Consider the following 23670-nt stretch of genomic DNA (forward strand, 5'->3'; position numbering starts at 1 on the left):
TCGAGGCACGAAGTGCCGAAGACCGCGGGAAAGAGAGCCTCTGGATAGATTTACGACCCCGCAAGGGTGTCGCACTTATCAGGGAGTCAGGCAACGAGTGCGACACCCTTGCGGGGTCGCGGGGTTGTTTATGATGCTTGATCCCCGGGTCTTCGGGGCTATGCCCCTCGACCCGGGGCTAAAAATCGGGCACCCCAAGGGGTGCCTCGTTCCCTTCGCTATCCCTTTGCGTGAGACAGCTCCTCTAAGAGCCAAAGTCGCAGAAAAACAGAAAGAAAATCGCTTTGAAATATATAGATTACACTTTGTAAGTAGAAAAAGTGTATATTTGCCCTGTAAACAGAAATCAAATATCAATATAACTATGGGGCAAAGTCGTAAAGATAAGTACGTAAGCAAGGCCATTGACATCCTCAAGCAAGAGGGTTTCCTCCTCTCGCTGGATGAGATGGCAGCAAGGATGGGCGTCACGAAGAAGACGCTCTACAACAACTTCTCCTCCAAGGAGGAGCTACTCAAGGAGTGCGTCCATGCCATCTCCGGTGACTTCCAGAGCGCCATTTCGCTGCTTGACGATGGGGAGAGGTCTGCCATAGAGAGCTTGGTCCTGTGCTTTAAGCAGCTGGATCGGCTCTTTGAGACGCTCAATCCCGTCTTCTTCTCTGACCTGATGCGCAACAACCCACATCAGGCGATGCTGGAGCATGCGATCGGATCCAATTTCTTTGGTGGCAAGATGCAGGCTAATCTACAACGAGGGGTGGAGACCGGACTTTACAGAGCTGATCTGGACATCCCCTTTATGTGCGAGTATCTCTCGTACTCTGTCTTTGGCTTCTATATCAATGCCGTGGTGCGTAATAAGCTACTCCCCTCAGGGAGCTACTTTGCCACCATACTGGGGTACCACCTGCGCGCCATCGTCTCCGAGGAAGGAAATCAACTCTTATACACCACGTACCATGATATCATCCAATAGTCGCTTGGCGATGCTCGTCCTCGGCCTGCTCCTGCTCTCGGTTACAGGGCACGCTCAGGAGAGCTACACGCTACAGCAGTGCCTCGGCTATGCCGTGGAGCACAATAGCAATGTCAAGAAGTCCGCCCTTGACCGTGAGAAGGCTGAGCGAGCCCGTCAGGAGGTGCTCGGAGCTCTCCTGCCACAGATCAGCGGGTCCGCAGGGCTTAATGACAACCTGAAGAAGGCAAAGTTTATCATGCCCAACTTCATGAATAACTTCCTCCCCGAGAAGATGCGCGATCCCAATGCGTCAGAGTACATGACCATCGAGATGGGGACAAAGTACGGTGCCAATGCGGGCTTGGCGCTTAATCAGCAGCTACTCAATATGTCGCTCTTCAATACCCTCGACATTGCCAAGGTCTCCAAGCAGATGGCAGAGCTGGGCGCCCTCTCGACAGAGGAGGATGTGATCGCTCAGACCGCTACCCTCTACTATGGGGTCCAGGTCACGCAGTACGCTGCGTCACAGATGCTTCGGAGTGTGGAGTTGGTGGAGCAGATGCTCCGGATGATGGAGGTCAACTACGCCTCCGGCTTGGTCAAGAAGGTGGATGTGGATCGGCTGAGGGTCAATCTCACCAACCTCAGGACCCAGCAGTCAGCGATAGAGAGCGGACTCGAGGTGCAGAAAAACCTGCTCAAGCTCCAGATGGGCTTTGAGGTGACAGAGCCTATCGCCGTGCCGGCCCTCGACCTCAGCCTCATGGCTCAGCAGGAGATCGCCACGGTAGGCTCCCCCACCTTTGACCCCATCAGGCATATAGCTTACAGGCAGCTGCAGCAGAGGGAGAGGATGGCCGAGCTGCAGGAGCGGGCGAAGAAGTATGAGTACCTCCCGACGCTCTCTCTCTCTCTCAACCTGCAGTACAATCATATGAGCGATCAGCTCTTCGGCGGGGCAACCAACTACGGCTACCCGACCGCCATGGTCGGGGTGAGTCTCCGGATGCCGATCTTCAGCGGCGGCTCTCGCCTCGCCAAGGTGCGCGAGAGTCACCTCGACCTGCTCAAGGCGCAGGAGGACCTGCACGCACTCGACCAGTCGCTTAGGATGGCCAACCTCAATGCTTCCCTTAAGCTGAGAGACACCCGGCGGACCATCGCCCTGCAGAGGGATAACCAAGCTCTCGCCGAGCAGGTCCTTGACCTGGCGCAGAAGAATTACAGCCTCGGTGTCGCCTCTCTCTCTGATGTCCTCAATGCGAGCCAGTCTCTCGTGCAGGCACAGATGTCGTACGCCAGCGCTCTCGGGGATTATATGAAGGCCTTCATCGACCTCAAGAAGAGTCGGGGTGAGATACGAGACCTTATGGAATAATAGTCACACTTCAGCATAATCACATTGTCATGAAACGAAAAATCTATCTCCCATTAGCCATCGTGTCGGTCATTGGTCTCATCGGAGTGACTTTGGCCCTCAATAAGAGGGCTACCGCTGCCAAGACAGAGGGCCTTATGGAGGGTCAGTCGGCAGTGGCTGTCCGCACCGAGACGGTGAGTGAGAGCGACTATAGCGCCTCCTTTGTCTCCAATGGACTCGTGGCAGGAGCACACGATCTATCTGTCGTCGCCGGCACCGGTGGACGAGTCGTCTCGGTCTATGCCGACGAGGGCGATCGTGTCGCTAAGGGGAAGCTCCTTGTGCAGCTCGATGTGGAGACGCTGAGAGCCGATGCCGAGTCCGCCCGTGTCGCTTATGAGGCGGCTAAGCGAGACTATGAGCGATATAGTCAGGCACACAGCCAGGGCGGTGTCACCGACCAGCAACTCAGTGCGATGAATACCCAGATGGTGGCGGCTGAGGGGCGCTATGTCGCCAGTCGTCGCCGGCTGGCCGATGCCTCCCTGCAGGCGCCCATCTCAGGCGAGATCTATAAGCGGTATGTGGAGGTCGGCAGCTATGTCAATCCCGGCGCCAAGCTCTTTGATATCGTCGATGACTCGCAGCTCAGGGCTACCTGCTTCGTGACCGAGCGTCAGCGGCTGCAGCTCTCAGAGGGACAGTCCGTCTCTGTGGCAAGCGAAGTCTATCCCGACCGGACCCTCTCCGGTCGTATCTCCATGGTGGGGAGTAAGGCGAATCATGCCCTCGCTTTCCCCGTGGAGGTGACGCTGGATAAGGAGGGTGTGGATGGACTGCGACCCGGTATGTATGTCTCGGTGTCCTTTGGCAGCAGTGAGGAGACGCACGGGATCCTGATCCCTCGCAGAGCCATCATCGGCAGTGTCAAGGATGCTCACGTATACATCGTTGAGGAGGGGATTGCGAGAGAGCAGACCATCACGGTCGGCGGTCTCATCGGTGATCGGATCGAGGTCCTCAGCGGACTGGAGAGTGGTGACTGCGTCATCGTATCCGGTCTGATCAATGTGTCGGATGGTCTGCCCGTCAAGGCGGTTAATGACTGACAAGCGGAGTAAGGTATGAAAATCGTCAAGACATCTATTGAGCGCCCGATATTTGTCACGGTCCTCTTTATCCTGCTGACCGTGCTGGGCTTCCTGAGCTTTAGGAGCTTGAGCGCAGAGCTGATGCCGAAGTTTACGCCACCGCTGCTCAACGTACAGATCATCTACCCCGGGGCCTCGCCGACAGAGGTGGAGAACTCTCTGACGAAGAAGGCGGAAGAGGTCCTCTCGAGTATGGAGGGCATCGACCAGATGCAGTCCTACTCCTTTGAGGGCATGTCGATGATCATGGTCTCCTTTGACTTCGGGACCGATATCGACAAGGCGATGACCGATGCGCAAAATCGGCTCTCTGCCAGGCGTGCGGAGCTGCCTCGGGATATTATCTCTCCGATGATCTCTAAGGTATCGGTCGATGAGAAGCCTATCCTGATCCTGTCTGCCACGGCGAACATCGGTTCGACGGACCTTTTTGACCTCATCGACAAGCGGGTCGTCCCCGAGCTGTCGCACATCAAGGGCATCGCCAATGTGGGGCTGGTCGGCGGCGTGGAGCGTGAGATCCAGATCAATCTCGACAAGGCCAAGATGCAGGATCTCGGCATCACGCCGGTCATGGTACAGGGTGCCATACGTGCCTCCAACCTCGACTTTCCCACCGGCTATCTCAGGAGCGATGAGTCGCAAATGGCGGTCCGTCTCTCCGGTAAGATCACCTCCATCGACCAGCTCCGCAGGCTGATCCTCCGCAACGTCAATGGCACAGCCATCCGTCTCGAGGATGTCGCTGAGGTGGTCGACGGGGTCAAGGATCCGGTCAAGATGGGGCGCGTCAATGGTCAGGAGGCGATCCTCCTCAATATCCTCAAGCAGTCAGACGCCAACGCCCTCGATGTGAGCAAGGCGGTGGCAGAGCAGATCCGGACCCTCGAGGAGCGCTACGTCGCTGATGGACTGAGGATAGAGGTGGCGCAAGATACCACCACCTTTACCCGCAATGCGATCAGCTCCGTACTGACGGACCTCTTGCTCGCCATCCTCTTAGTGTCATTAGTGATCCTCCTTTTCCTCCACAACGTCCGCAACGCCCTGATCGTGATGGTCGTGGTGCCGGTGTCTCTGATCGCTTCCTTCATCGGGATGAGGCTCTTTGGCTTCACGCTCAATATGATGTCTCTCCTGGCACTCTCGCTGGTGATCGGCGTCTTGGTGGACGATGCGATCGTGGTCATTGAGAACGTCTATCGCCACATGGAGATGGGGAAAAACCGAGTCCGCGCCACCTGGGATGCCATGAACGAGATCGGCATCACCGTCATCTCGGTCACTATGGTCTTGGTGGTCGTCTTCCTGCCGATCATCTTCACCAATTCACTCGTCTCGGACATCCTGCGGCAGTTCTGTGCCGTGATCGTGATAGCGATCCTCTTCAGCCTCCTTGCAGCCCTGACCCTCGTGCCGCTGCTCACCTCTCGGCTGGGGAATGTGCAGCCCCTCAGTAGGGACAGCTCCATAGGTCGGATGCTTGGTGGCTTTGAGGAGGGCATCAGTCGCTTTGCGGAGCGTATCTCCACGGTGACCCGCCGGGGGCTGAGTCACCGCTGGACGCTGGCACTCATCGTCATCGTCCTGATGGCGGGTGTGATGGCACTTTTCCCCCTTGGATTTATCAACTTTGAGTTTCAGCCCTACATGGATCGGCACGAGTGCATCATCCAGCTGGAGATGCCCAAGGACATATCTATGGAGGAGTCCAATAAGCTGGTACGCAAGGCTGAGGACTGGCTTATGCGGCGACCTGAGGTGGAGAAGGTGGTGACCATGGTCGGCCTGACCAGTGATAATGGTCAGAGTAGCAAGGGGACACCCTATCTCGCAGAGATGAATGTCAAGCTCAAGGAGGTCCCCGGCGGCACCGAGACCTATGTCGCTAAGATCCGGAAGCCTCTCTCGGACTATCTTGTGGATGCGCGTGTGAGGGTCTGCAATGTCAGCATGACCGGTACCGTCTCCAAGGCATCCGTGGAGTATGTCATCTCCGGCACCGACAAGGACTCGGTGGCTCTCTATGCCGATAAGGCGCTCTCGGCGCTCAGCACGATCCCGGGCGTGATCCAGCCGTGGCTCTCCGTCGAGAATGCCACACCGGAGGTCACAGTGCACGTCGATCGAGACAAGATGTCCAATCTTGGGCTCACCCTGGACAATGTAGGCATGATGATGCAGACGAGCTTCCAGGGCAATGACCAGCTCAGGTATACAGAGGGGGACTATGAGTACGCAATAAACATCCGTGCTGATAAGGTCTCTCGTCGATCCATCGAGGATGTCGCCGGACTTATGGTTGTCAATGGTCAGGGCGATCTCATCCGGCTCTCGCAATTTGCCGACGTCAGCCTCGGCATCGGTCCCAGCCGACTGGAGAGGTACAATCGCAATAGCTCCGTCACCCTGCGCGCTCAGGCCTACGGAGTGCCTGCCGGCGCGATTGCCAAGGAATTCATGTCCCGGCTCGATGGTGAGGATTTACCCGGTGGCGTGCAGATACAGACCACCGGCGATATGAAGAAGATGTCCGACTCGATGAGCGTCCTCATGATGGCGATCCTGCTCTCGCTCCTCTTCATCTACCTCGCACTGACGCTGCTCTACAACAACTGGACCGACCCGCTCGTCGTGATGATCGCCATCCCGCTCTCAATCGTCGGCGCCCTGCTCGCCCTCGCCCTGACCAATACTGCCATGAGCATCTACGCCATGCTCGGTATGGTGATGCTGGTGGGGCTTGTCGCCAAGAATGCGATCCTGCTGGTCGACTTCGCCAACGAAGCACGCACCGAGGGGCTGTCGGTGGACGAGGCACTGATACAGGCGGTCAAGCTCCGTACGCGCCCGATCCTGATGACCGCCCTCTCGACCATCATCGGTATGCTCCCCGTTGCCCTCTCGCACGGCTCCGGTGCTGAGCTCCGTACCGGTATGGCGTGGGTGATCATCGGTGGTATGGCTCTCTCTACCCTGCTGACCCTGATCGTCGTGCCGGCGCTCTACAAGGCTTTCCACGCCCGACAGAGGTCCGGCACCAGGCAGAAGGTGGACATCGAGGCTCTCTTGACCGAGTAGTCCCCTTTTTCCCTAAATGTAGTGGGCGGTGCAGAAAGCTTTCTGCACCGCCCACTATTAGTATGCCTCCTGATAGTGGAGGTTAGGTGAGGCTATCAGAGGCCGAGCTTAGCGCGAAGGGCCTTGGGGAGAGCGTCCTTGTGGATGGCGATATTCATCGTCTTGCCGGCTACGAAGGCAGGGGTAACGTACCAGATGCCCTTGTACTTGCCGGTCTCACCCCAGGAGTTCTTGACCATATAGAATTTCTTACCATTCTGATCCTTGGCGATACCGTAGATCAGCATACCGTGGTCGTCGGTCAGCTCGAGGGTGTCGAAGCCCTGCTGGCGATACTCGGGGGTAACCTCGATCTCCTTGATGCCGGGCTTGGAGATGCGCTCCATCACCATGCGGTGACGCTGGTTGTCAGAGGCGCCTACCCAACGCTCCTGGTCGGAGCCTGCATTCTCCGGCAGGTCGAGGTCGGCGAGGATGCCGAGACCGTCGCGGGTAAATCCGGGCTCGCTCACGTCCGTACCCCAGGCGATGGTGAAGCCGTTATTGATCGCATTGTCGATCGTCTCCATCAGCTCGTCGAGGGTGACGTTGTAGCTGGCGCTGTGACGCCAATTGTCGGGGATCGGGATGATATAGGGCTCGTAGAGTGGCTGGCTCATGTAGGAGGTGATGGATACGTAGTTATTCGCATCGATCTTCATGGCCTTGCGGAGGCTCTCCGGGGTATAGGTCTTACCATCTACAGTGAAGGTCTTGGGTGCCACGCCGAGGTAGGTGTCGATGATGCCGTCGTAGGCCTTCGTCCAGACGGGAGATAGCGTCCCACGGCGATCCATATTCTTCAGCAGACCATCGAGGAAGCCCCTGGTGATGGCGTAGAGCTCCTGGTGGTTGTGGCGCTTGGTGCCGTAGTTGAGTCCCTGCATCTCAGACATCGGGATGATGCCGTAGTGCTGCACGGCGTAGATGACGTCGTAGAAGCTTCCGCCCTCTGCAAAGTTTTGGTTGCCTTGGTAGCGCACATAGTCACGCGCCTTATCCTTGTAGGACATGGAGGCGGTGTACATAGGTGCAGTGACCAGCTTGGGACCACCCTGGCGGATAGACTCAGCCTCGAGGAAGGAGTGAGTGCTGAAGGACCAGCAGGTACCGGTGGATGCCTGATCCTGTACCGGGGTGATCTCGCATGCCTTTACGGTCGTGAAGACATACTCGTCAGACTTCTGCTCAGGCGTCTGTGCTGCAGCCGTGAGGGTAAAGGTTCCTGCAACGGCAAGACTCATCAGTAGATAAGAAAGAGTTCTTTTCATGCTGTGATAAAATTAGTGGTTTGAAAAACTAAAAATGTGGTTGAATGATATACTTAACTGTAGGGCTTCAGGTCGAGATCCTCTGCCAGTCGCTCGACCCACTTATTCTTCTTGACGAAGTAGTCATACTTCTCGGTCGGAGTCGTGGGACCCAGCTCCCTCGGGTCGTTGACCACGGGGAAGGAGATCGTCAGGAAGTCATTGCTGAGGCTGTCTCTGAGGTACTGAAGCAGCTGATCCGAGACCTTCTCCATCTCCGCTTTCTCCGTCTCGCTGTAGACCTTCATCTCCAGTGAGTAGGGGGGGGTGAAGACCGGTGGATGATCCTTCATCGCACCGGCGATCAGACGATCCACGCCGGGCTGTTGGCGGTAAGTCGTCCACGCTCCCTTGAGTTGCTCCTCAGTAAAGGGATTGTTTCTCTTAGGCTGATTAGCCGATGGAGCGACTGTCTGCTGTCCCTGGTCAGCGGTGCGCCGTCCCGTGGAGAGTGAGAAGCCATATCGGCTCTGCGCACTCTGCTGAGGTGCGGCCCCGCTCGGCTGGTGATAGGGTGGTGCCTGCGGTGGTACCTGCTGAGGCGCTGGCTGTTGTGGCTGTGGCTGTTGCGGAGCACTCCACTGCGGTTGCCGAGCGCTCTGCTGTAGCGCTGCCTGTTGAGGTACTACCTGCTGTGGTGCCGCCTGCTGAGGCGCTACCTGCTGAGGTGCGCTCTGCTGTGGCGCTGCCTGCTGTGGTGACGCCTGCTGGGGCTGCGGGGTGGTAGACTGACTCTGTGCCGGTGGGGGAGCGGCTTGAGCCTGCTTAGGCGGGGTGGTCGTCTCCGCTACCTCAGCAGGAGACTTTAGCTCGCTTGTCGGTGAGAGCTCGCACATATGGAGGAGAGCCACCTCGAGGGCGAGTCTTCGCTCGCTGCTGCTCTTGTATTTGGAGCCAAAGGCGGTGGAGATCTTCAGGTAATTCCAGATCAGTCCCGGCTTCAGGGCAGTACTCACCTTGCTTAGTCGCTCCTTGATCGACTCCGGTGCCTCGACGAGGGCGATGGTATCCTTGGTCCGAGCCACGAGGAGATTGCGGAGGAAATTGGAGAACCCTCTCATCACCACGTCTGTGTCGTAGCCGCGGCGAAGGAAGTTGTCCACCAGCTGGAGCACCTTATTGTGATTGCCTCGGGTGATGTAGTCAAGGAGTGAGAAGTAGCCGTCCTCATCAAGGAGGCTTAGGTTTTTCCGTACCCCCTCGACCGTGACCGAGCCGTTGCCAAAGCCGGCGATCTGGTCAAACATACTCAGCGCATCGCGCATCCCACCGTCGGCGCTGAGTGCGATCAGCTGGAGTGCCTCCTTATCCGCCTTGACCCCCTTATCCTGAGCCACATACTCCAGGTGGCGGGCAATGTCGTCGGAAGTGATCCGACGGAAGTCGTAGACCTGACAGCGTGAGATGATGGTAGGGAGGACCTTCTGCTTCTCCGTGGTGGCGAGGATAAAGATGGCATGCGCCGGCGGTTCCTCAAGTGTCTTCAGGAAAGCATTGAAGGCACTGGAGGAGAGCATATGCACCTCGTCGATGATGTATACCCGATACTTCCCTGTCGTAGGGGCGATGTAGACCTGATCGATGAGGTTTCGGATGTCGTCGACGGAGTTGTTGGATGCCGCGTCGAGCTCAAAGATATTGTACGACCGCTGCTCGTTGGCAGCGATGCACTCGCTGCACTCATTGCACGCCTCGCCCTCCGGGGTGCGGTGCTCGCAGTTGATGGTCTTGGCAAAGATGCGGGCGCATGAGGTCTTGCCCACTCCTCTCGGACCGCAGAAGAGGTAGGCATGGCTGAGCTTATCCTCCTTGATCGCATTGAGGAGCGTGGTGGTCAGCGCCTCCTGCCCCACCACGTCTCTGAAGGTGGAGGGGCGATACTTCAGTGCCGATACGACAAAGTCACTCATCGCTGATTACAGAGAGGTGGCGTCAAAGTTGATCGGCAGTAGGTCTCGGCAGTCCTCGACCACAAGTGCCGACTCCGGACCTGCAAGGATCACTGGGAAGGGGTGGTGATGGCGGTCAGCCATCTCCAGCATCACCTGGCGGCAACCACCGCACGGAGCGCAGGTCTTGATGACCGTGCCATCCTCCTTTGCACCCACGATCACGAGCGAAGTGACGGGATCATCGGGATAGAGAGCACCTGACTGGAAGAGGGCGGTCCGCTCGGCGCATAGCCCGAGGGGGTAGGAGGCGTTCTCCTGATTGGTCCCAAGGACGATCCGTCCGCTCTCCAGACGGAGGGCGGCAGCGACGTGGAAGTGGGAGTAGGGGGCATAGGCGCCGGAGACGATCTCCTTAGCCTTAGCCACAAGCTCCTGATCCTCCGGTGAGAGTTGGTTGATCGGTAACTCCCTGATAGGTATCTCTATATCTCTACGCTCTGACATAAAATTCGCTTTGCTTAGTACTCGTAGCGATAAAGATACGAAAATTCTCCCGGCTTTTTGCCCTTTTTGCTCTTCCCTTACGACCTTTATAGAGGATAAAAGAGCGGCAGGAGCCAGACCATGGCTGCTATGACGACCACCTGGAGGGGTAGTCCTACCCGCACGTAGTCCATAAAGCTGTACTTCCCGACGCTCATCACCATAGCATTGGGTGGGGTGGAGAAGGGACTCATAAAGCACATACTCGCCGCTACGGAGACGCCGATCATAAAGGGGATGGGGCTCACCCCGAGGGCTGAGGCTGCCTGAAGAGCGATAGGGGCAAAGAGTACCGCTGTCGCTGTGTTGCTGATAAACATAGTCAGCACCTGCGTGCCGAGCATGATCCCTGCCAGTACCGCATAGGGACCATAGGTCCCGAGGCCGCTTACTATGCCTCCTGAAATCATGGCGGATAGGCCGGTATTGTCCATCGCTGTCGCCAGCGGTATCATGGCGGCAAAGAGGATGACGCTCTCCCAGCTTATCGTCCCGATGGCATCCTTGACACTGCGGAAGCAGCGGGTCAGGATCAGTAGGATGTCGGCGATCAGCACCGCCATCACGGGAGGAAGCCAGTCGAGTATCATCGCCAGTATCATCAGGAAGATGATCACCGCTGCCACCGGACCCCGCTCGCTGATGATCGCCTTGGAGGCCTCTGTCGCCGGCTCTCCGAGGAGGATCAGGTCGGTCTCCTGACCTCCCAGCCGCTCTATATCCTCCCATGTGCCCTGCACTAAGAGCATATCTCCCTCCTGCAGTGTGGCACGGGAGAGTCTGTGGGTGATGTAGGAGCGATTTCGCTGCAGACCGACGACACTGATCCCATAGGTCTGGCGCAAGCCGGTGTCGCTGATATGCTTACCGATCATGCGGGAGCCGTGCTTCACGACCACCTCGGCAAGGCCGTACTCGCTGAAGGAGAGCTGTCCCGAGAAGGTCCGCTGCCCCTCCTGCTCGTCGTCGAGGAAGGTGAGGCAGGCCTCCTCGGCCAGCTTCTGCACATCCTCATATGCACCGCTCACGTGGAGTACAAAGCCCCGATGCAGCATCGTCTCTGCCGTAGGCACCGTGGCGCGAGCTCCGAGGTGGACCCCCTTCACACCGATCACGCTACAATGGAAGCGTCCCGTCAGGTCCAGCTCGGCAAGTGTCTTTTTCCTCAGGAAACTCCCCTCCTCGATCCGCAGTCGGTAGAGGTCCTCGAGTAGATTGTACTGTCGGCTGAGCTGCTCCGGACTCTTTCGCATCCGCTTCGTGTCTGTCGCTGTCTCCCCGCTGCGAGCGAGTAGCTTGGAGAGCGGTCGCAGGAGTGTCCCGCAGATCAGGAGGATCATCAGCCCCACCGGCAGCGTGGTGAAGAAGTGCAGCCCCTCGTGCCCCGACTCTATGAGAGAGTTGTGCACGATAAGCGTAGGCGGTGTGCCGATCAGCGTCATCATCCCTGAGATGCTGCAGGCAAAGGCCATCGGCATCAGCAGCCGGCGTGCATCCACGCCCGACTGCGAGGCTATCGTCACCACGATAGGCATAAGTATGGCGACGGTGCCGGTGTTGCTGACGAAGAGTCCCACGATGATCGTCACGAGGATGACGAGGTAGAAGAGCCTCAGCTCACTCTCCCCGGCAAGGGAGAGTACCTTATTGCTGATCAGTCGGGCGAGACCGGTCTGGGTGATGGCACCCCCGACGATGAAGAGCCCGGCGATCATGATGACGACAGAGTTGGAGAATCCCGCCAAGCCCTCCTCCGGCGTGATCACTCCTGACAATACGAGCGCCACCATGGAGCAGAGCGCCACCACATCCGACCGGATCCGCCCCCACACCAGCAGTCCGGCCGTTATTATTAGAATGATAAGGACCTGTATCATCGTGTCTCTTATGCCATATGGCAGTGGTTATTCTTGGTTCTCCACAAAGTTACTTAACCAATTGCAGATACTCTCACATCGGGTAGAGCATCGGGATGAGCCAGATCATCGCTCCGATGACGATGATCTGAAGTGGAAGTCCCACTCTCACATAGTCCATGAAGCTATACCTCCCGACACTCATGACCATGGCGTTGGGCGTCGTGGATATGGGGCTCATAAAGCACATACTTGCCGAGACGGTGACGCCGATCATGAAGGGTAGGGGATCCACTCCCAGTCCGGTCGCCGCCTGGAGGGCAATGGGGGCAAAGAGAACCGCCGTGGCGGTGTTGCTGATGAACATCGACAGCAGCTGCGTGCCCAGCATGATCCCGCCGAGGACAGCGTAGGGTCCGTAGGCACCCAGCCCACTGACGATACCGCCCGAGATTATTGTGGAGAGACCGGTATTGTCCATCGCGGTGGCGAGCGACATCATGCAGGCGAAGAGGATCACGCTCTCCCAGCTGATGGTGCTGATAGCATCCTTTGCGCTGCGGAAGCATCGGGTGAGGATCAGCAGCGCATCGGCCAGGAGGACTGCGATCACCGGTGGGAGCCACTCGAAGATCATAGCCAGGATCATCAGCAGGATGATCACCGCTGCCAGCGGTCCGCGCTCGCTGATGATTGCCTTGGAGGCCTCTGCCGAGGGCTCCCCCAGCACGATCAGGTCGGGCTCCTGACTACCCAGTCGCTCAATGTCCTCCCATGTGCCCTGCACCAGCATCATGTCTCCCTCGTGGATCCTCACTCGGGAGAGTCTCTGCGTGATGTAGGAACTGTGTCGCTGCAGCCCGACGATGCTTATGCCATAGTTTTGCCGGAGCTTCGTCTCGCTGATCTGCATGCCGATGAGGCGGGAGCTGTGCTTTACCACCACCTCGGCGAGCCCATACTCGCTGAAGGAGAGCTGTCCCGAGAAGGGTCTCTCCTCGTCGAGGAAGGCGAGGCCTGTCTCCTCTGCCAGTCGCTGGACATCCTCGTATGCCCCGCTTACGTGGAGTACAAAGCCTCTCTCAAGGGTGGTCTCCGCTGTAGGCACCGTGGCGCGGGCACCTATGTGGACCCCCTTCACTCCGATTACACTGCAGTGGAAGCGGCCCGTCAGGTCTGCTTCCGAGAGGGACTTTCCTCTCAGGTTGCTGCCCTCCTCGATCCTCAGTCGATAGAGATCCTCCAGGAGATTGTACTGATTGCTCAGCTGCTCCGGGCTCTTGCGCAGTCGCCGCCCGGTCGCATGACCATCGCTTCTCCTGCTCAGCCCCTTGGAGAGCGGCCAGAGGAGAGCCCCGCAGAGCAGGAGGATGATCAGCCCGACAGGCAGGGTGGTGAAGAATTGTAGTCCCTCTCTCCCCGACTCGATCAGGGCGTTGTGGACGATCAGTGTGGGCGGCGTACCGATCATCGTCATCATCCCCGAGATACTGCAGGCAAAGGCCATCGGCATAAGCAACCGGCGCGCATCCACACCCGACTGTGAGGCTATCGTCACCACGATGGGCATCAGTATCGCCACAGTGCCGGTATTGCTGACGAAGAGTCCCAGCAGGATCGTCACCATGATGACGAGGTAAAAGAGCCTCACCTCGCTCTCCCCGGCGAGGGAGAGCACCTTATTCCCTATCAGACGGGCGAGACCGGTCTGCGTGATGGCACCTCCCACGATGAAGAGTCCGGCGATCATGATGACGACTGAGTTGGAGAAGCCGGCCAAGCCCTCCTCGGGGGTGATGATGCCGGTCAGCACGAGTGCCAGCATAGAGCAGAGCGCGATCACGTCCGACCGGATCCGCCCCCACATCAGTAGTACTGCCGTAAGTAATAGGATGATAAGAACTTGTACCATCGAAGGTCAATTGTTGTGCGGTGGTGATTATTCTCTATTGCTTTTCTACAAAGATACTTAAAAAGACCTTGCTCCTGACTCACTACCCCTGTCACAGGAGCGATGCGTGGGCTCTATCCGGCAGTAGGCGCGACTGCGTTTTTCATAATATGCTTATTATGCTTAACTTTGCGCACGCAAAAATTGAAGATTGATATAACGTAATGGAAGCAGCATGGGAGGCGATATGGTCCTCCGGTACACCGATACAGACCATCCTACTACTTTGTGTGGTATGTGCCGTGGGTGTCTACTTAGGCAAGGCTAAGATCAAGGGCTTTACGCTGGGCGTGACGTGGGTCTTCTTCGTCGGTATCCTCTTTGCGCACTTCGGTGCGCGGGTCAATGGGGATATGCTTCGGGTGATCCAGGACTTTGGGCTCATCCTCTTTATATATGCTCTTGGAGTGCAGGTGGGGCCGGGCTTTGTCTCCTCCTTCCGCCAGCATGGGGTGTGGCTCAACCTCTGGGGCTTAGTGTTGATTGCCGGTGGCTTTGCAGCGCTCTTTATCCTCCTCGAGACTACGGGACTGGACCTATCCGGGCTCATCGGTACGCTCTCCGGTGCAGTCACCAACACGCCTGCTATGGCAGCCGCACAGCAGGCAGCGACGACGGTGCTCTCTGATCCGGCGGAGATCCTTCGGTCGACCAACGACATGGCTATTGCTACCGCCATCACCTATCCGATGGGTGTGGTGGGGGTGATCCTCGTCCTCGCACTCCTCAAGCGCCTTTTTCCTCACAAGACCGATCAACACAGCACGCTGGTGGACAAGGAGTCTCAGCATACCGCACGAGAGTATGTGGTCTCCAATCCCGCCCTCGATGGTCAGAAGATGAGCAGCTTGCAGGATATTCTGGGCGGGCACTTCATCGTGTCACGGCTCTTCCGTGACGGAGAGTATATCACACCGACCAAGGACACGCTCCTCCATACCGGAGATCACCTCCGGGTAGCCAGCGAGCGAGGTGACGTGGAGCGACTGACTTACCTCTTCGGCACCGTGGAGGATCGGAATGATGAGCTGAAGTGGGACAATGACCGCGATCCGCTGGTGATGCAGCGTCTCTTGGTGACGAAAGAGTCCTGTAATGGCGTGAAGCTGAGTCAGCTGAGGATCCGCAGTCGCTTTGATGTCAATATCACCCGAGTGACGCGCAACGGCATGGAGCTGGTCGCTCGGCCCAATCTCCGGCTCCATATGGGCGACCGCTTGAGCGCTGTTGGTCGGGAGAAGGACATCAAGGAGCTGGCCAACCTCGTGGGTAACGAACTGAAGCCACTGGATACGCCCTACGTGGTATCGATCTTCCTTGGCATAGCGCTGGGCTGCCTGCTGGGTATGATCCCAGTCTATCTGCCTGGGCTTGCCGCACCGCTGCGGCTGGGGCTGGCGGGCGGTCCGATCATCGTCGGCATCCTGATGGGGGCTTATGGTCCTCGCTTCAAGATGAATATCTACATCACCACAAGTGCCAATCTGATGCTGCGTAACTTAGGTCTAGCACTCTTCTTGGGCGGTCTGGGACTAAGTAGCGGGCAGCATTTCTGGGAGATGCTGGTGAATGGTCCCGGTCTGGAGTGGTTTGCCTGGGGTACAGTGATCACCATCGTGCCGACGCTGCTCGTAGGGCTGGTGGTGCTTAAGTGGACCAATATGTCCTACAACGTCGCCTCAGGGATGCTCACCGGTGCGATGGCCAATCCTATGGCGCTCAGCCTCGTCAGTGATGGTGATGACGATGATGATCCGACGATCAGCTATGCCACCGTCTACCCGATGGCGATGTTTGCGAGGGTGATCCTGAGTCAGCTGGTGGTGGGACTCTTCCCCGGCCTCTTGTGATTTAGTGTCTTGGTAGGCTTGGAGATTTCAGAAAATCATCCTACCTTTGCAGAGCAAAAGGGGACGGGAGGAAATGCTTGAATAGCTCAGTTGGTTAGAGCATCTGACTGTTAATCAGAGGGTCCTTGGTTCAAGTCCAAGTTCAAGCGCTGATCAAGTGTGGCTGAGAGATATTTCTCTCAGCCACACTTGTTTATCTGCAGCTGTATGCCGAGACATACAAAGCAAACTACGGGCGGTCGAGAGCTTTTTTTCTCGGCCGCCCGTAGGTGTTACTATGGAGGCTAGTATGCTTACTTCCTCAGTCGCACATTGAGCTCGTCCTGAGCCATATCTCTGAGCTTGATCAGCTGCTCATCATCCGGCTCCCGCTCCAGCCCCTCCTGTGCGGTGTCGAGGGCGCGGGCGTAGTCACCAAGACGGAAGTAGCTCTGGGCCGCCTTACGGAGGTAGAAGAGGTACTTTGCGATGTCCCTCTTCTTGGCGCAAAAGTTAATCACCTCCTCCACGACATCAATGTGGGCGGTGTACTCGCCGAGTGCAAAGTAGGCGTTCTCCAGGACGAAGAGCGTATTGATATTATTGGGCAGCTCGCTCCGCCTCTCGTTGATGAAATCGAGCGCCGAGTGCCTAATGGTCTCCTTGGTCTCCAGATCCTCTGTAGCGGTGTACATACGCACATAGGTGGTTATTGCCTGCTTGATCGCCTGCTCTACGCGCTTGCCCTCCTCGATCGAGGCTAAGAAACCCTTGAGTGCTCCCTCAAAGTCTTTCTCGTTCACGAGGCGGATCCCCTCGTTGTAGGCATCGGCGTCGTCCCCATCTTCGGCACTGCGATCCTTGTCCAGCACTTTCTCAAGCGCCTCAAGTACCGCCTTGGCACTTTGGTTCTTGGGGTACTTGTCCGTGATCAGACGCAGGAGGCTGCGCGACCGGAAGAGGTCCCCCTGCGTGGTCCGCTCCATCACGATATCCAGCAGCTTGTCCACCGTCTGCGGGCGGACGATAGCCTTCGCCGTCAGCCCCTTGTGGTTGGAGGCGGGGAGGAACACCACCTCAATATTCTCTCCGGAGAAGTCTCTAAGAGAGCCGTCAATAATATCTGATCGATTAAAGTAATAGCGTCGTCCGTCTGAGACGTCGATGAAGCCAAATTGGTAGGATGGTCGGAGCTGTACGATCTTGCCAATGGGAGAGATCACCACTTGATCTTCTTTCCTGCTGGCACTCTTTGCCTGGACATAGGCTTCGCGAACGCCCTCGACCGCCTCCTCATTTCTCTTCTTGGTCTCGCCCTTCTTGCTCCAGTCACTAAGCAGAGACGGATCCCGCTCTGTCAGCACTGAGAGGGGGACGCGATCGCCCGGCTTGTATTTGGTAAAAGGCTTGACCGGCTCTATCTCCTCGGGTGAGGGCTCAGTGGGCGACTTCTCCTGCTCCTCTTCTTTTTCGGGTGCGGCATCGTCCCGGGCATCGTCGGGGCGGGTCTGCTCGCTGATGGAGGAGAATGTACGGATGCCGGACTCGCTGATGCCCTTGACTTGATTGTTGCTAAGTCTCAGGACGATGTAGTCGGGGCCGATGAATTCAATCTGACCTTGTACCGTCTCAGTGTCCGTGGTGATCTCAATAGGATCACCGACTTTGAAATTGGACTTTAAAAATTCGATCATAATAAATATAGGTAACCTCAGAGGAAATCTAAGCACAATAGGTGCCACCACTCTAAGTATTACAAATGTAATAAAATCATCGCATAAGTTCCTTTCGAAATACGCAAAAGAGGGGCGCAAGGGACCATTCTGGTCTCAATTGCATCACGGAGAGCTTGGTTGATGGCGTTCGTTGCATTTTGTGTAACTTTGCACGCACATTTTAGGACGAAAAAGATGGAAGAAAATAAGATCAGAAATATCGCGATCATCGCTCACGTCGACCATGGTAAGACCTCTCTCGTGGATCGTATGCTGCAGGCGGGTAACCTCTTCAGGGACCCGAGTGAGAAGCTGGAGCAGGTACTGGACAATAACGACCTGGAGCGTGAGCGAGGTATCACGATCTTCTCCAAGAACGTCTCCATCCAGTACAAGGACTACAAGATCAATATCATCGACACACCCGGGCACGCTGACTTCGGGGGTGAGGTGGAGCGCGTCCTCAATATGGCGGACGGCTGCCTCGTGCTGGTGGATGCCTTTGAGGGCCCGATGCCGCAGACCCGCTTTGTATTAGAGAAAGCCCTCCGCATTGGGCTCAAGCCGATCCTCGTGATCAATAAGGTCGATAAGCCCAATTGCCGACCCGATGAGGTGCAGGAGAAGGTCTTTGATCTAATGTTTGACCTGGACGCATCCGAGGAGCAGCTTGAGTTTCCCACCTTCTACGGCTCTGCCAAGGAGGGCTGGATGAGTACCGACTGGCATAAGCCGACTAAGGATATCACTGAGCTCTTAGACGGCGTGATCAAGTATATCCCTGCACCGCCCATCAATGAGGGACCACTCCAGATGCTGATCACCTCCCTGAGCTACTCCTCTTATGTGGGGCGTATCGCCATCGGTCGTGTCCATCGCGGTACGATCCGCACCGGGCAGGAGATTGCGCTGATGAAGTCCGACGGCACGATCGAGAGGCAGCGTATCAAGGAGCTGGATATATTCAGCGGTCTCGGTCGGCAGAAGGTGGATGAGGTACACTCCGGTGACCTCTGTGCCGTGATCGGCATTGATGGCTTCGAGATCGGAGAGACCATCGCCGACCCCGAGTCCCCCGAGATGCTCCCGACGATTGCCGTCGATGAGCCGACGATGAGTATGCGCTTCACGATCAATAACTCCCCCTTCTTTGGTCGTGAGGGCAAGTACGTCACCTCGCGTAAGATCGAGGATCGGCTGATGCTGGAGACGGAGAAGAATATCGCCCTCCGCGTAGAGCAGACCGATAGCGCCGACAGCTGGATGGTCTACGGCCGTGGTGTCCTCCACCTCTCCGTCTTGATCGAGGAGATGCGTCGTGAGGGCTATGAGCTACAGGTGGGTCAGCCTCAGGTGGTCATCAAGGAGATCGATGGTCAGAAGTGCGAGCCTATCGAGGAGCTGGAGATCGAGGCCCCCGAGGAGTGCGCCAGTAAGCTGGTCGACCTCTGCATCCGCCGTAAGGGAGAGATGGTGGCTATGGAGACCAATAACGGTCGTGTCAGCGTCACCTTCCACATCCCCTCCCGAGGGATCTTTGGGCTCAATAACGCTGCCCTCACACTCTCGAGCGGTGAGGCCATCATCTCGCACCGCTTCCTCTCCTTTGAGCCCTGGAAGGGGGACATCCCAGGTCGCACCAATGGCTCCATCGTCTCGCTGGAGACAGGCAACGCCTTTGCCTACGCTCTCAACAACCTGCAGGACCGCGGGCGCTTCTTCATCGCTCCGGGTGAGGACGTCTACGAGGGTCAGGTGGTAGGGGAGCACAATAAGGACAATGACCTCCCATGCAATGTCTGCAAGTCAAAGAAGCTGACCAATGTCCGTGCCGCCGGAAGTGACGACAAGGTGGTGCTTGCACCGCCCATCATCTTCTCACTCGAGGATGCACTGGAGTATATCAAGTCGGACGAGTTGGTGGAGATCACCCCGAAGAGCCTCCGTCTGCGTAAGATCCTCCTTAGTGAGCTTGATCGCAAGCGGTCAGGAAAGTAATGCCCGAGGCGCAGAGATCCCTTGTGGTGAAGCGATAAAATCGTAACTTTGCGTCACGAAACCGGTGGGGGAAGGGTTTTGCGGAAATAGCTCAGTTGGTAGAGCGCAACCTTGCCAAGGTTGAGGTCGCGAGTTCGAGCCTCGTTTTCCGCTCTTTTGATTCACCGCCCGAATGGTGGAATCGGTAGACACGAAGGACTTAAACTCCTTTGACCCGAATAAGGTCGTGCGGGTTCAAGTCCCGCTTCGGGCACAGAGAGAGGGGTGGGGGAGAGTCTTCTTTGGACACAAATAAAAGCGCACGTCAGGCATTGCTGCCCGGCGTGCGCTTTTTTTGTGCTCTCTTCTCGGCCTTACTCTGTGAAGTAGTGTCTGGCGATACGGCTCGAGAGGCGGGAGAGGATCTCGTAGTGTATCGTGTCGCAGGCATCGGAGAGCCGGGTGATGGGGAGCCGGTCGTCAAAGATCACCACCCGACTGCCCTCGATGGCGGTCGGCGCATCGGTGAGGTCGAGCATCACTGCATCCATACAGACGTTGCCCACCGTGGGGACGAGAGCGCCTGACTCTGTCCGGAAGAGTGCGCGACCATTGCCCAGCTGCCTTGGGAGACCGTCAGCGTATCCGATCGGGATCACTCCTATGCGAGAGTCGCGCGTGAGGAGCCCCTTGCGCCCGTAGCCGACAGTGGCACCGGCGGGGAGGTTGCGTGTCTGGAGGATCACGGAGGAGAGTGAGGCTACCGGCTCCAGCCCCATCGGGTCCACCTGCAGGGGGGAGAGCCCGTAGAGTCCGCACCCGAGCCGGACCATATCGGACCTATAATCCGGGAAGCGCGTCATGCCAGCGGTATTGAGGGCATGCTTGAGGAAGGGGTGGGGGAGTGCCTGACGTAGTCGCTGCTCCACACGATCCAGCATCGCCAGCTGTCGGTAGGTGTAGTCGTCCTCAGTCGGCTCGTCTGCGACCGAGAGGTGGGTGAAGATCGAGGCGACGCGGACCGCACTGGTCCGTGAGAGGATGGTCAGCACCTCCTCCACCTCATCCTCGTCAAATCCGGTCCTGTGCATGCCGGTATTCCACTTCAGATGGATGGGGTAAAGGTGGGCGCCATACCGCTCAGCGGCTGAGATAAAGTCGAGGAGGAGGTGCTTATTGAAAATATTTGGCTCCAGATGGTTGCTCATGATCTGCTCATACGACCCCGGCTCCGGATTCATCACCATGATCTGCGTGGAGATACCGAGGCGGCGCAGCTCTTTCCCCTCATCGCAGACAGCTACGGCAAAGTAGTCCACCCCACCGGTCTGCTCGAGGTATCGCGCCACCTCGTTGCTCCCGAGACCATAGGCGTTGGCCTTAAGCATGCAGGTAAATTTCATCCCCTTCGGAAGATGCGCGCGGTAGAGGTCGAGGTTGTGTCCCAGGCGAGAGAGATTGACACTGAGGATCGTCTGGTGCACTCGCCGGACCATTCTCCTCACGATCTCCTCGAGATGACTCTCGTGAGCACCCTTGATCAGCACCACGTGATCAGCGAGGTACTCCTCCGGATGGTTGGCGAGGAAGTCCTCCGTCGTGCGGTAGTATCTCGCACCTGGGTCAAAGGAGGCTCGATACTGTCCCATCTCGTCGCCTATCAGTATGATCTCGGAGAGGTCAAAGTGGCGGAGGAGGCTCGAGATCGTGGAGTAGAGTCCCGTCTTGTCGTGGCTGCTCTCGCAGAAGGCTGAGAGGATGACGGCAGATGGTTTGGCGAGCAGCTCCTGTCGGCGCCTAAGGGCAGTGAGCGCAATGGAGAGGGAGTCGAGATCGGCATTGTAGGTGTCGTTGATGATCGTCATGCCATGCTCCCCCTCCAGGGTCTCGAGGCGCATGGAGACAGGCTCCAGCCTGCGGGTAAAGGAGAGGTCCTCCAGTCGCTCCGGTGCCAGCTCCGTCAGCACGGAGAGTGCCAGGTAGCAGTCCTCGATCGTCCCGTCGTCGAGGAAGGGTAGCTCGAAGTGGACCTCCCTCCCACTCAGGCAGGCATCCACATCCACGCCTCCGGGGGTATGCACCTCCTTGCGGATCTTGAGGACCGCATCCTGACGACTTCGGCTCCAGCCGGTGAGTACAAAGGGGTAGCTCCCCTCCCTCAGCACCGCCTCTAAGTCGGGGTCCAGATCAAGGCACCCATAGACCCGGTCGCAGTGGCGGAAGAGCTTGAGCTTCTCCCTGATCAGCGCCTGCCGATCGGGGAAGTTCTCCATGTGAGCCGTCCCCAGGTGGGTCAGTACCCCCACCGTCGGCAGTATGATCCGCTCGAGCCGATCCATCTCGCCCGGTCGTGAGATGCCCGCCTCGATGAGGGCGAGGTCGGCGTCGTCGCTGATGCCCCAGAGGGAGAGCGGTACGCCGATGGCAGAGTTGTAGCTGCGAGGAGAGCGAGCCACGTTTCGCACCCCTCCGATCATCTGATAGAGCAGCTCCTTGACGGTCGTTTTGCCATTACTCCCCGTGATACCGACGACAGGCATTGACAGCCTGTGGCGGTGGAGGGAGCCCACCTGCTGCAGGGCAGCGAGGGTGTCCGGCACCATGATGAAGGAGGCATCGCGGTACTCATCGGTCGGGAAGTGCCGGTCCGATATGACAAAGGCACGCACCCCCCGGCTGTAGAGTGGCTTGATGTATCGGTGTCCGTCCTGCTTCTGCGTAGCGAGGGCAAAGAAAAGTGTCCCCTCGGGGAAGGTGAGCGCCCTAGAGTCGGTCAGGAGGGTGGTGATCATACGGCTGTCCCTGACCGTCGGGCATCCCAGTGTCGAGGCTATATCGGTGATAGTTACTGATGTCATAGATGTGATAGTATCTCTTGTATCCGCTGGATCTCACGATCGAGATAGTCTCTCGGCAGCTCAGCTCGGATCTCAAGTAGGGTACTGAGCAGGGAGTCGTAGTAGGCTCGGAGGCTCTCCCGACTGTCTGTCAGCGGTCTGTGACTGAGCTGCTTGCGCACTCTCGCCCACCTCTGCAGCGTGGGCCCGCTCTCCTCTCGGAGGTAGCACTCGCGGAAGCGCTCGATGATGTACTCCGCTGCTTGGTCGCTGGGATGCGCCATATCTCTGTCGTAAAACCGGTAGTCCCTCAGCTCGTCCTGCATGATCTCATACGAGGGGAAGTAGGAGACCCGATCGGGGAAGAGCTCCGTGAGTCTCTCGGCAGACAGCATCAGGATTGCCTTGCTGAGACGACTCTCGTGCGCCCCATCTCTGTAGTGAGGGATTGGGCTGACGGTGAGGAGGATCCTGATGCCGGGTGCCTGCTCGATCAGTGAGGGGATCAGTCTGCTCCAGTCGCTGACGATCTCGTCGACCGACAGTCGCCGACGGGTAAAGTCCTCGGCAGGCAGCTTGTGGCAGTTGTTGACCACCTCCCCCTCTCTCTCGTAGACCCAGGCGGTGCCGAGGGTCAGGATGAGCAGGTCAGTCTCCGTGAGTGCTGCCCTTGACCTCTCAAAGGCCAACCGCATTCCCTGTAGAGCTACCTCCCTACTACTGTGAGAGAAGGCCCCATGGTGCATCATAGAGTGCCAGCGACCATCTCGGAGGATCAGCTCCTCCTCGCGTGGGGCTCTGCCTGAGAGCAGACGCTCCATCCCCTGGGCGATGGAGAGAGGGTTGTACATGATCCCATAGGGTGAGTCGGATACATCGTAGAGCTCTCCCATGAGGTAGTCCCTCAGGCGGGTGGAGAAGCAGGAGCCCCAGAGTGCGAAGCGATCTCCTCTGTCGTAGAGCCTGACCGGCTTTCTTATCTCGATGACCTTGCGAAAAATCATACCCCAAAGGTACCGATAAATACCGCTATGTGCATTGAAAAACGGTTGCAATAAAGGGGACCGTAGATTCAAGGACGAAGTGCAACAGGGAGGAAGAACGGGGCGAAAAGTTTGAAAGGTGAGATGTAGTCATGTTTCTTCCTGGGTCTGTTGTTAAGTAA

At 57.5% G+C, this 23670-nt stretch carries 14 protein-coding genes and 3 tRNA genes; 9 read left to right on the forward strand and 8 right to left on the reverse strand.

From position 1 onward, the window contains the following. Positions 1-364: 364 nt before the first annotated feature. The 4 genes from HMPREF2890_RS02980 to HMPREF2890_RS02995 are packed head-to-tail and all read left to right on the forward strand — an operon-like array spanning position 365 to position 6556. On the forward strand, positions 365-979 hold the full coding sequence (locus HMPREF2890_RS02980; protein WP_070465123.1) for a TetR/AcrR family transcriptional regulator: 615 nt from the start codon (positions 365-367) through the stop codon (positions 977-979). Beyond that, positions 963-2342: a TolC family protein gene (locus HMPREF2890_RS02985; RefSeq protein WP_070465126.1), complete on the forward strand. Its 1380-nt coding sequence runs from the start codon at positions 963-965 to the stop codon at positions 2340-2342. The genes HMPREF2890_RS02980 and HMPREF2890_RS02985 overlap by 17 nt, the downstream gene beginning before the upstream one ends. A 29-nt stretch (positions 2343-2371) precedes the next feature. Then, positions 2372-3433: an efflux RND transporter periplasmic adaptor subunit gene (locus HMPREF2890_RS02990; RefSeq protein ID WP_070465128.1), complete on the forward strand. Its 1062-nt coding sequence runs from the start codon at positions 2372-2374 to the stop codon at positions 3431-3433. Between the two features lie 15 nt (positions 3434-3448). After that, positions 3449-6556 carry an efflux RND transporter permease subunit gene (locus HMPREF2890_RS02995; RefSeq protein WP_070465131.1) on the forward strand — a complete coding sequence of 1036 codons (3108 nt, stop codon included), beginning with the start codon at positions 3449-3451 and terminating at the stop codon, positions 6554-6556. A 95-nt stretch (positions 6557-6651) separates the two neighbouring features. Here the strand turns inward: HMPREF2890_RS02995 and HMPREF2890_RS03000 are convergent, their stop codons facing one another. The 5 genes from HMPREF2890_RS03000 to HMPREF2890_RS03020 all read right to left on the reverse strand — a co-directional run bounded on the left by HMPREF2890_RS03000 (position 6652) and on the right by HMPREF2890_RS03020 (position 14108). Continuing rightward, a complete protein-coding gene (locus HMPREF2890_RS03000; protein WP_070465134.1) occupies positions 6652-7866 on the reverse strand; it encodes a C1 family peptidase in 1215 nt (404 codons plus the stop codon). A gap of 53 nt (positions 7867-7919) precedes the next feature. Further along, positions 7920-9815 carry a DNA polymerase III subunit gamma/tau gene (gene dnaX, locus HMPREF2890_RS03005; RefSeq protein ID WP_070465137.1) on the reverse strand — a complete coding sequence of 632 codons (1896 nt, stop codon included), beginning with the start codon at positions 9813-9815 and terminating at the stop codon, positions 7920-7922. A gap of 6 nt (positions 9816-9821) precedes the next feature. After that, positions 9822-10301 carry a cytidine deaminase gene (locus tag HMPREF2890_RS03010; protein ID WP_070465140.1) on the reverse strand — a complete coding sequence of 160 codons (480 nt, stop codon included), beginning with the start codon at positions 10299-10301 and terminating at the stop codon, positions 9822-9824. Between the two features lie 86 nt (positions 10302-10387). Then, positions 10388-12241, reverse strand: a complete 1854-nt coding sequence (locus HMPREF2890_RS03015; protein ID WP_305775539.1) for an SLC13 family permease — start codon at positions 12239-12241, stop codon at positions 10388-10390. 49 nt (positions 12242-12290) lie between these two features. Further along, positions 12291-14108, reverse strand: a complete 1818-nt coding sequence (locus HMPREF2890_RS03020; protein WP_070465145.1) for an SLC13 family permease — start codon at positions 14106-14108, stop codon at positions 12291-12293. Between the two features lie 203 nt (positions 14109-14311). On the opposite strand from HMPREF2890_RS03020, the gene HMPREF2890_RS03025 reads away from it, so the two are divergent. Both HMPREF2890_RS03025 and HMPREF2890_RS03030 read left to right on the forward strand, forming a co-directional pair. Continuing rightward, entirely contained in the window at positions 14312-15997 is a 1686-nt protein-coding gene (locus HMPREF2890_RS03025; RefSeq protein WP_070465148.1) for a putative transporter, read from the forward strand. A gap of 75 nt (positions 15998-16072) precedes the next feature. After that, a tRNA-Asn gene (locus HMPREF2890_RS03030) sits at positions 16073-16146 on the forward strand. Between the two features lie 144 nt (positions 16147-16290). Here HMPREF2890_RS03030 and HMPREF2890_RS03035 read toward each other — a convergent pair. Continuing rightward, positions 16291-17670 carry a tetratricopeptide repeat protein gene (locus HMPREF2890_RS03035; RefSeq protein WP_070465151.1) on the reverse strand — a complete coding sequence of 460 codons (1380 nt, stop codon included), beginning with the start codon at positions 17668-17670 and terminating at the stop codon, positions 16291-16293. Positions 17671-17886: 216 nt separating this feature from the next. Between HMPREF2890_RS03035 and typA the strand changes: the two genes are divergently transcribed. The 3 genes from typA to HMPREF2890_RS03050 all read left to right on the forward strand — a co-directional run bounded on the left by typA (position 17887) and on the right by HMPREF2890_RS03050 (position 19942). Beyond that, positions 17887-19689, forward strand: a complete 1803-nt coding sequence (gene typA, locus HMPREF2890_RS03040) for a translational GTPase TypA (RefSeq protein WP_070465153.1) — start codon at positions 17887-17889, stop codon at positions 19687-19689. A gap of 80 nt (positions 19690-19769) precedes the next feature. Then, positions 19770-19842: transfer RNA gene (locus HMPREF2890_RS03045), tRNA-Gly, on the forward strand. A gap of 13 nt (positions 19843-19855) precedes the next feature. After that, positions 19856-19942: transfer RNA gene (locus tag HMPREF2890_RS03050), tRNA-Leu, on the forward strand. Between the two features lie 100 nt (positions 19943-20042). Here the strand turns inward: HMPREF2890_RS03050 and HMPREF2890_RS03055 are convergent. Both HMPREF2890_RS03055 and HMPREF2890_RS03060 read right to left on the reverse strand, forming a co-directional pair. Beyond that, positions 20043-22526 carry a bifunctional UDP-N-acetylmuramoyl-tripeptide:D-alanyl-D-alanine ligase/alanine racemase gene (locus HMPREF2890_RS03055; protein ID WP_070465156.1) on the reverse strand — a complete coding sequence of 828 codons (2484 nt, stop codon included), beginning with the start codon at positions 22524-22526 and terminating at the stop codon, positions 20043-20045. Then, positions 22523-23509, reverse strand: coding sequence for a GSCFA domain-containing protein (locus HMPREF2890_RS03060; RefSeq protein ID WP_070465161.1), 987 nt, complete (start codon positions 23507-23509; stop codon positions 22523-22525). Before HMPREF2890_RS03060 ends, HMPREF2890_RS03055 begins: the two co-directional genes overlap by 4 nt. Between the last annotated feature and the right edge of the window lie 161 nt (positions 23510-23670).

Source organism: Porphyromonas sp. HMSC065F10 (assembly GCF_001808555.1).
GTDB lineage: Bacteria > Bacteroidota > Bacteroidia > Bacteroidales > Porphyromonadaceae > Porphyromonas_A.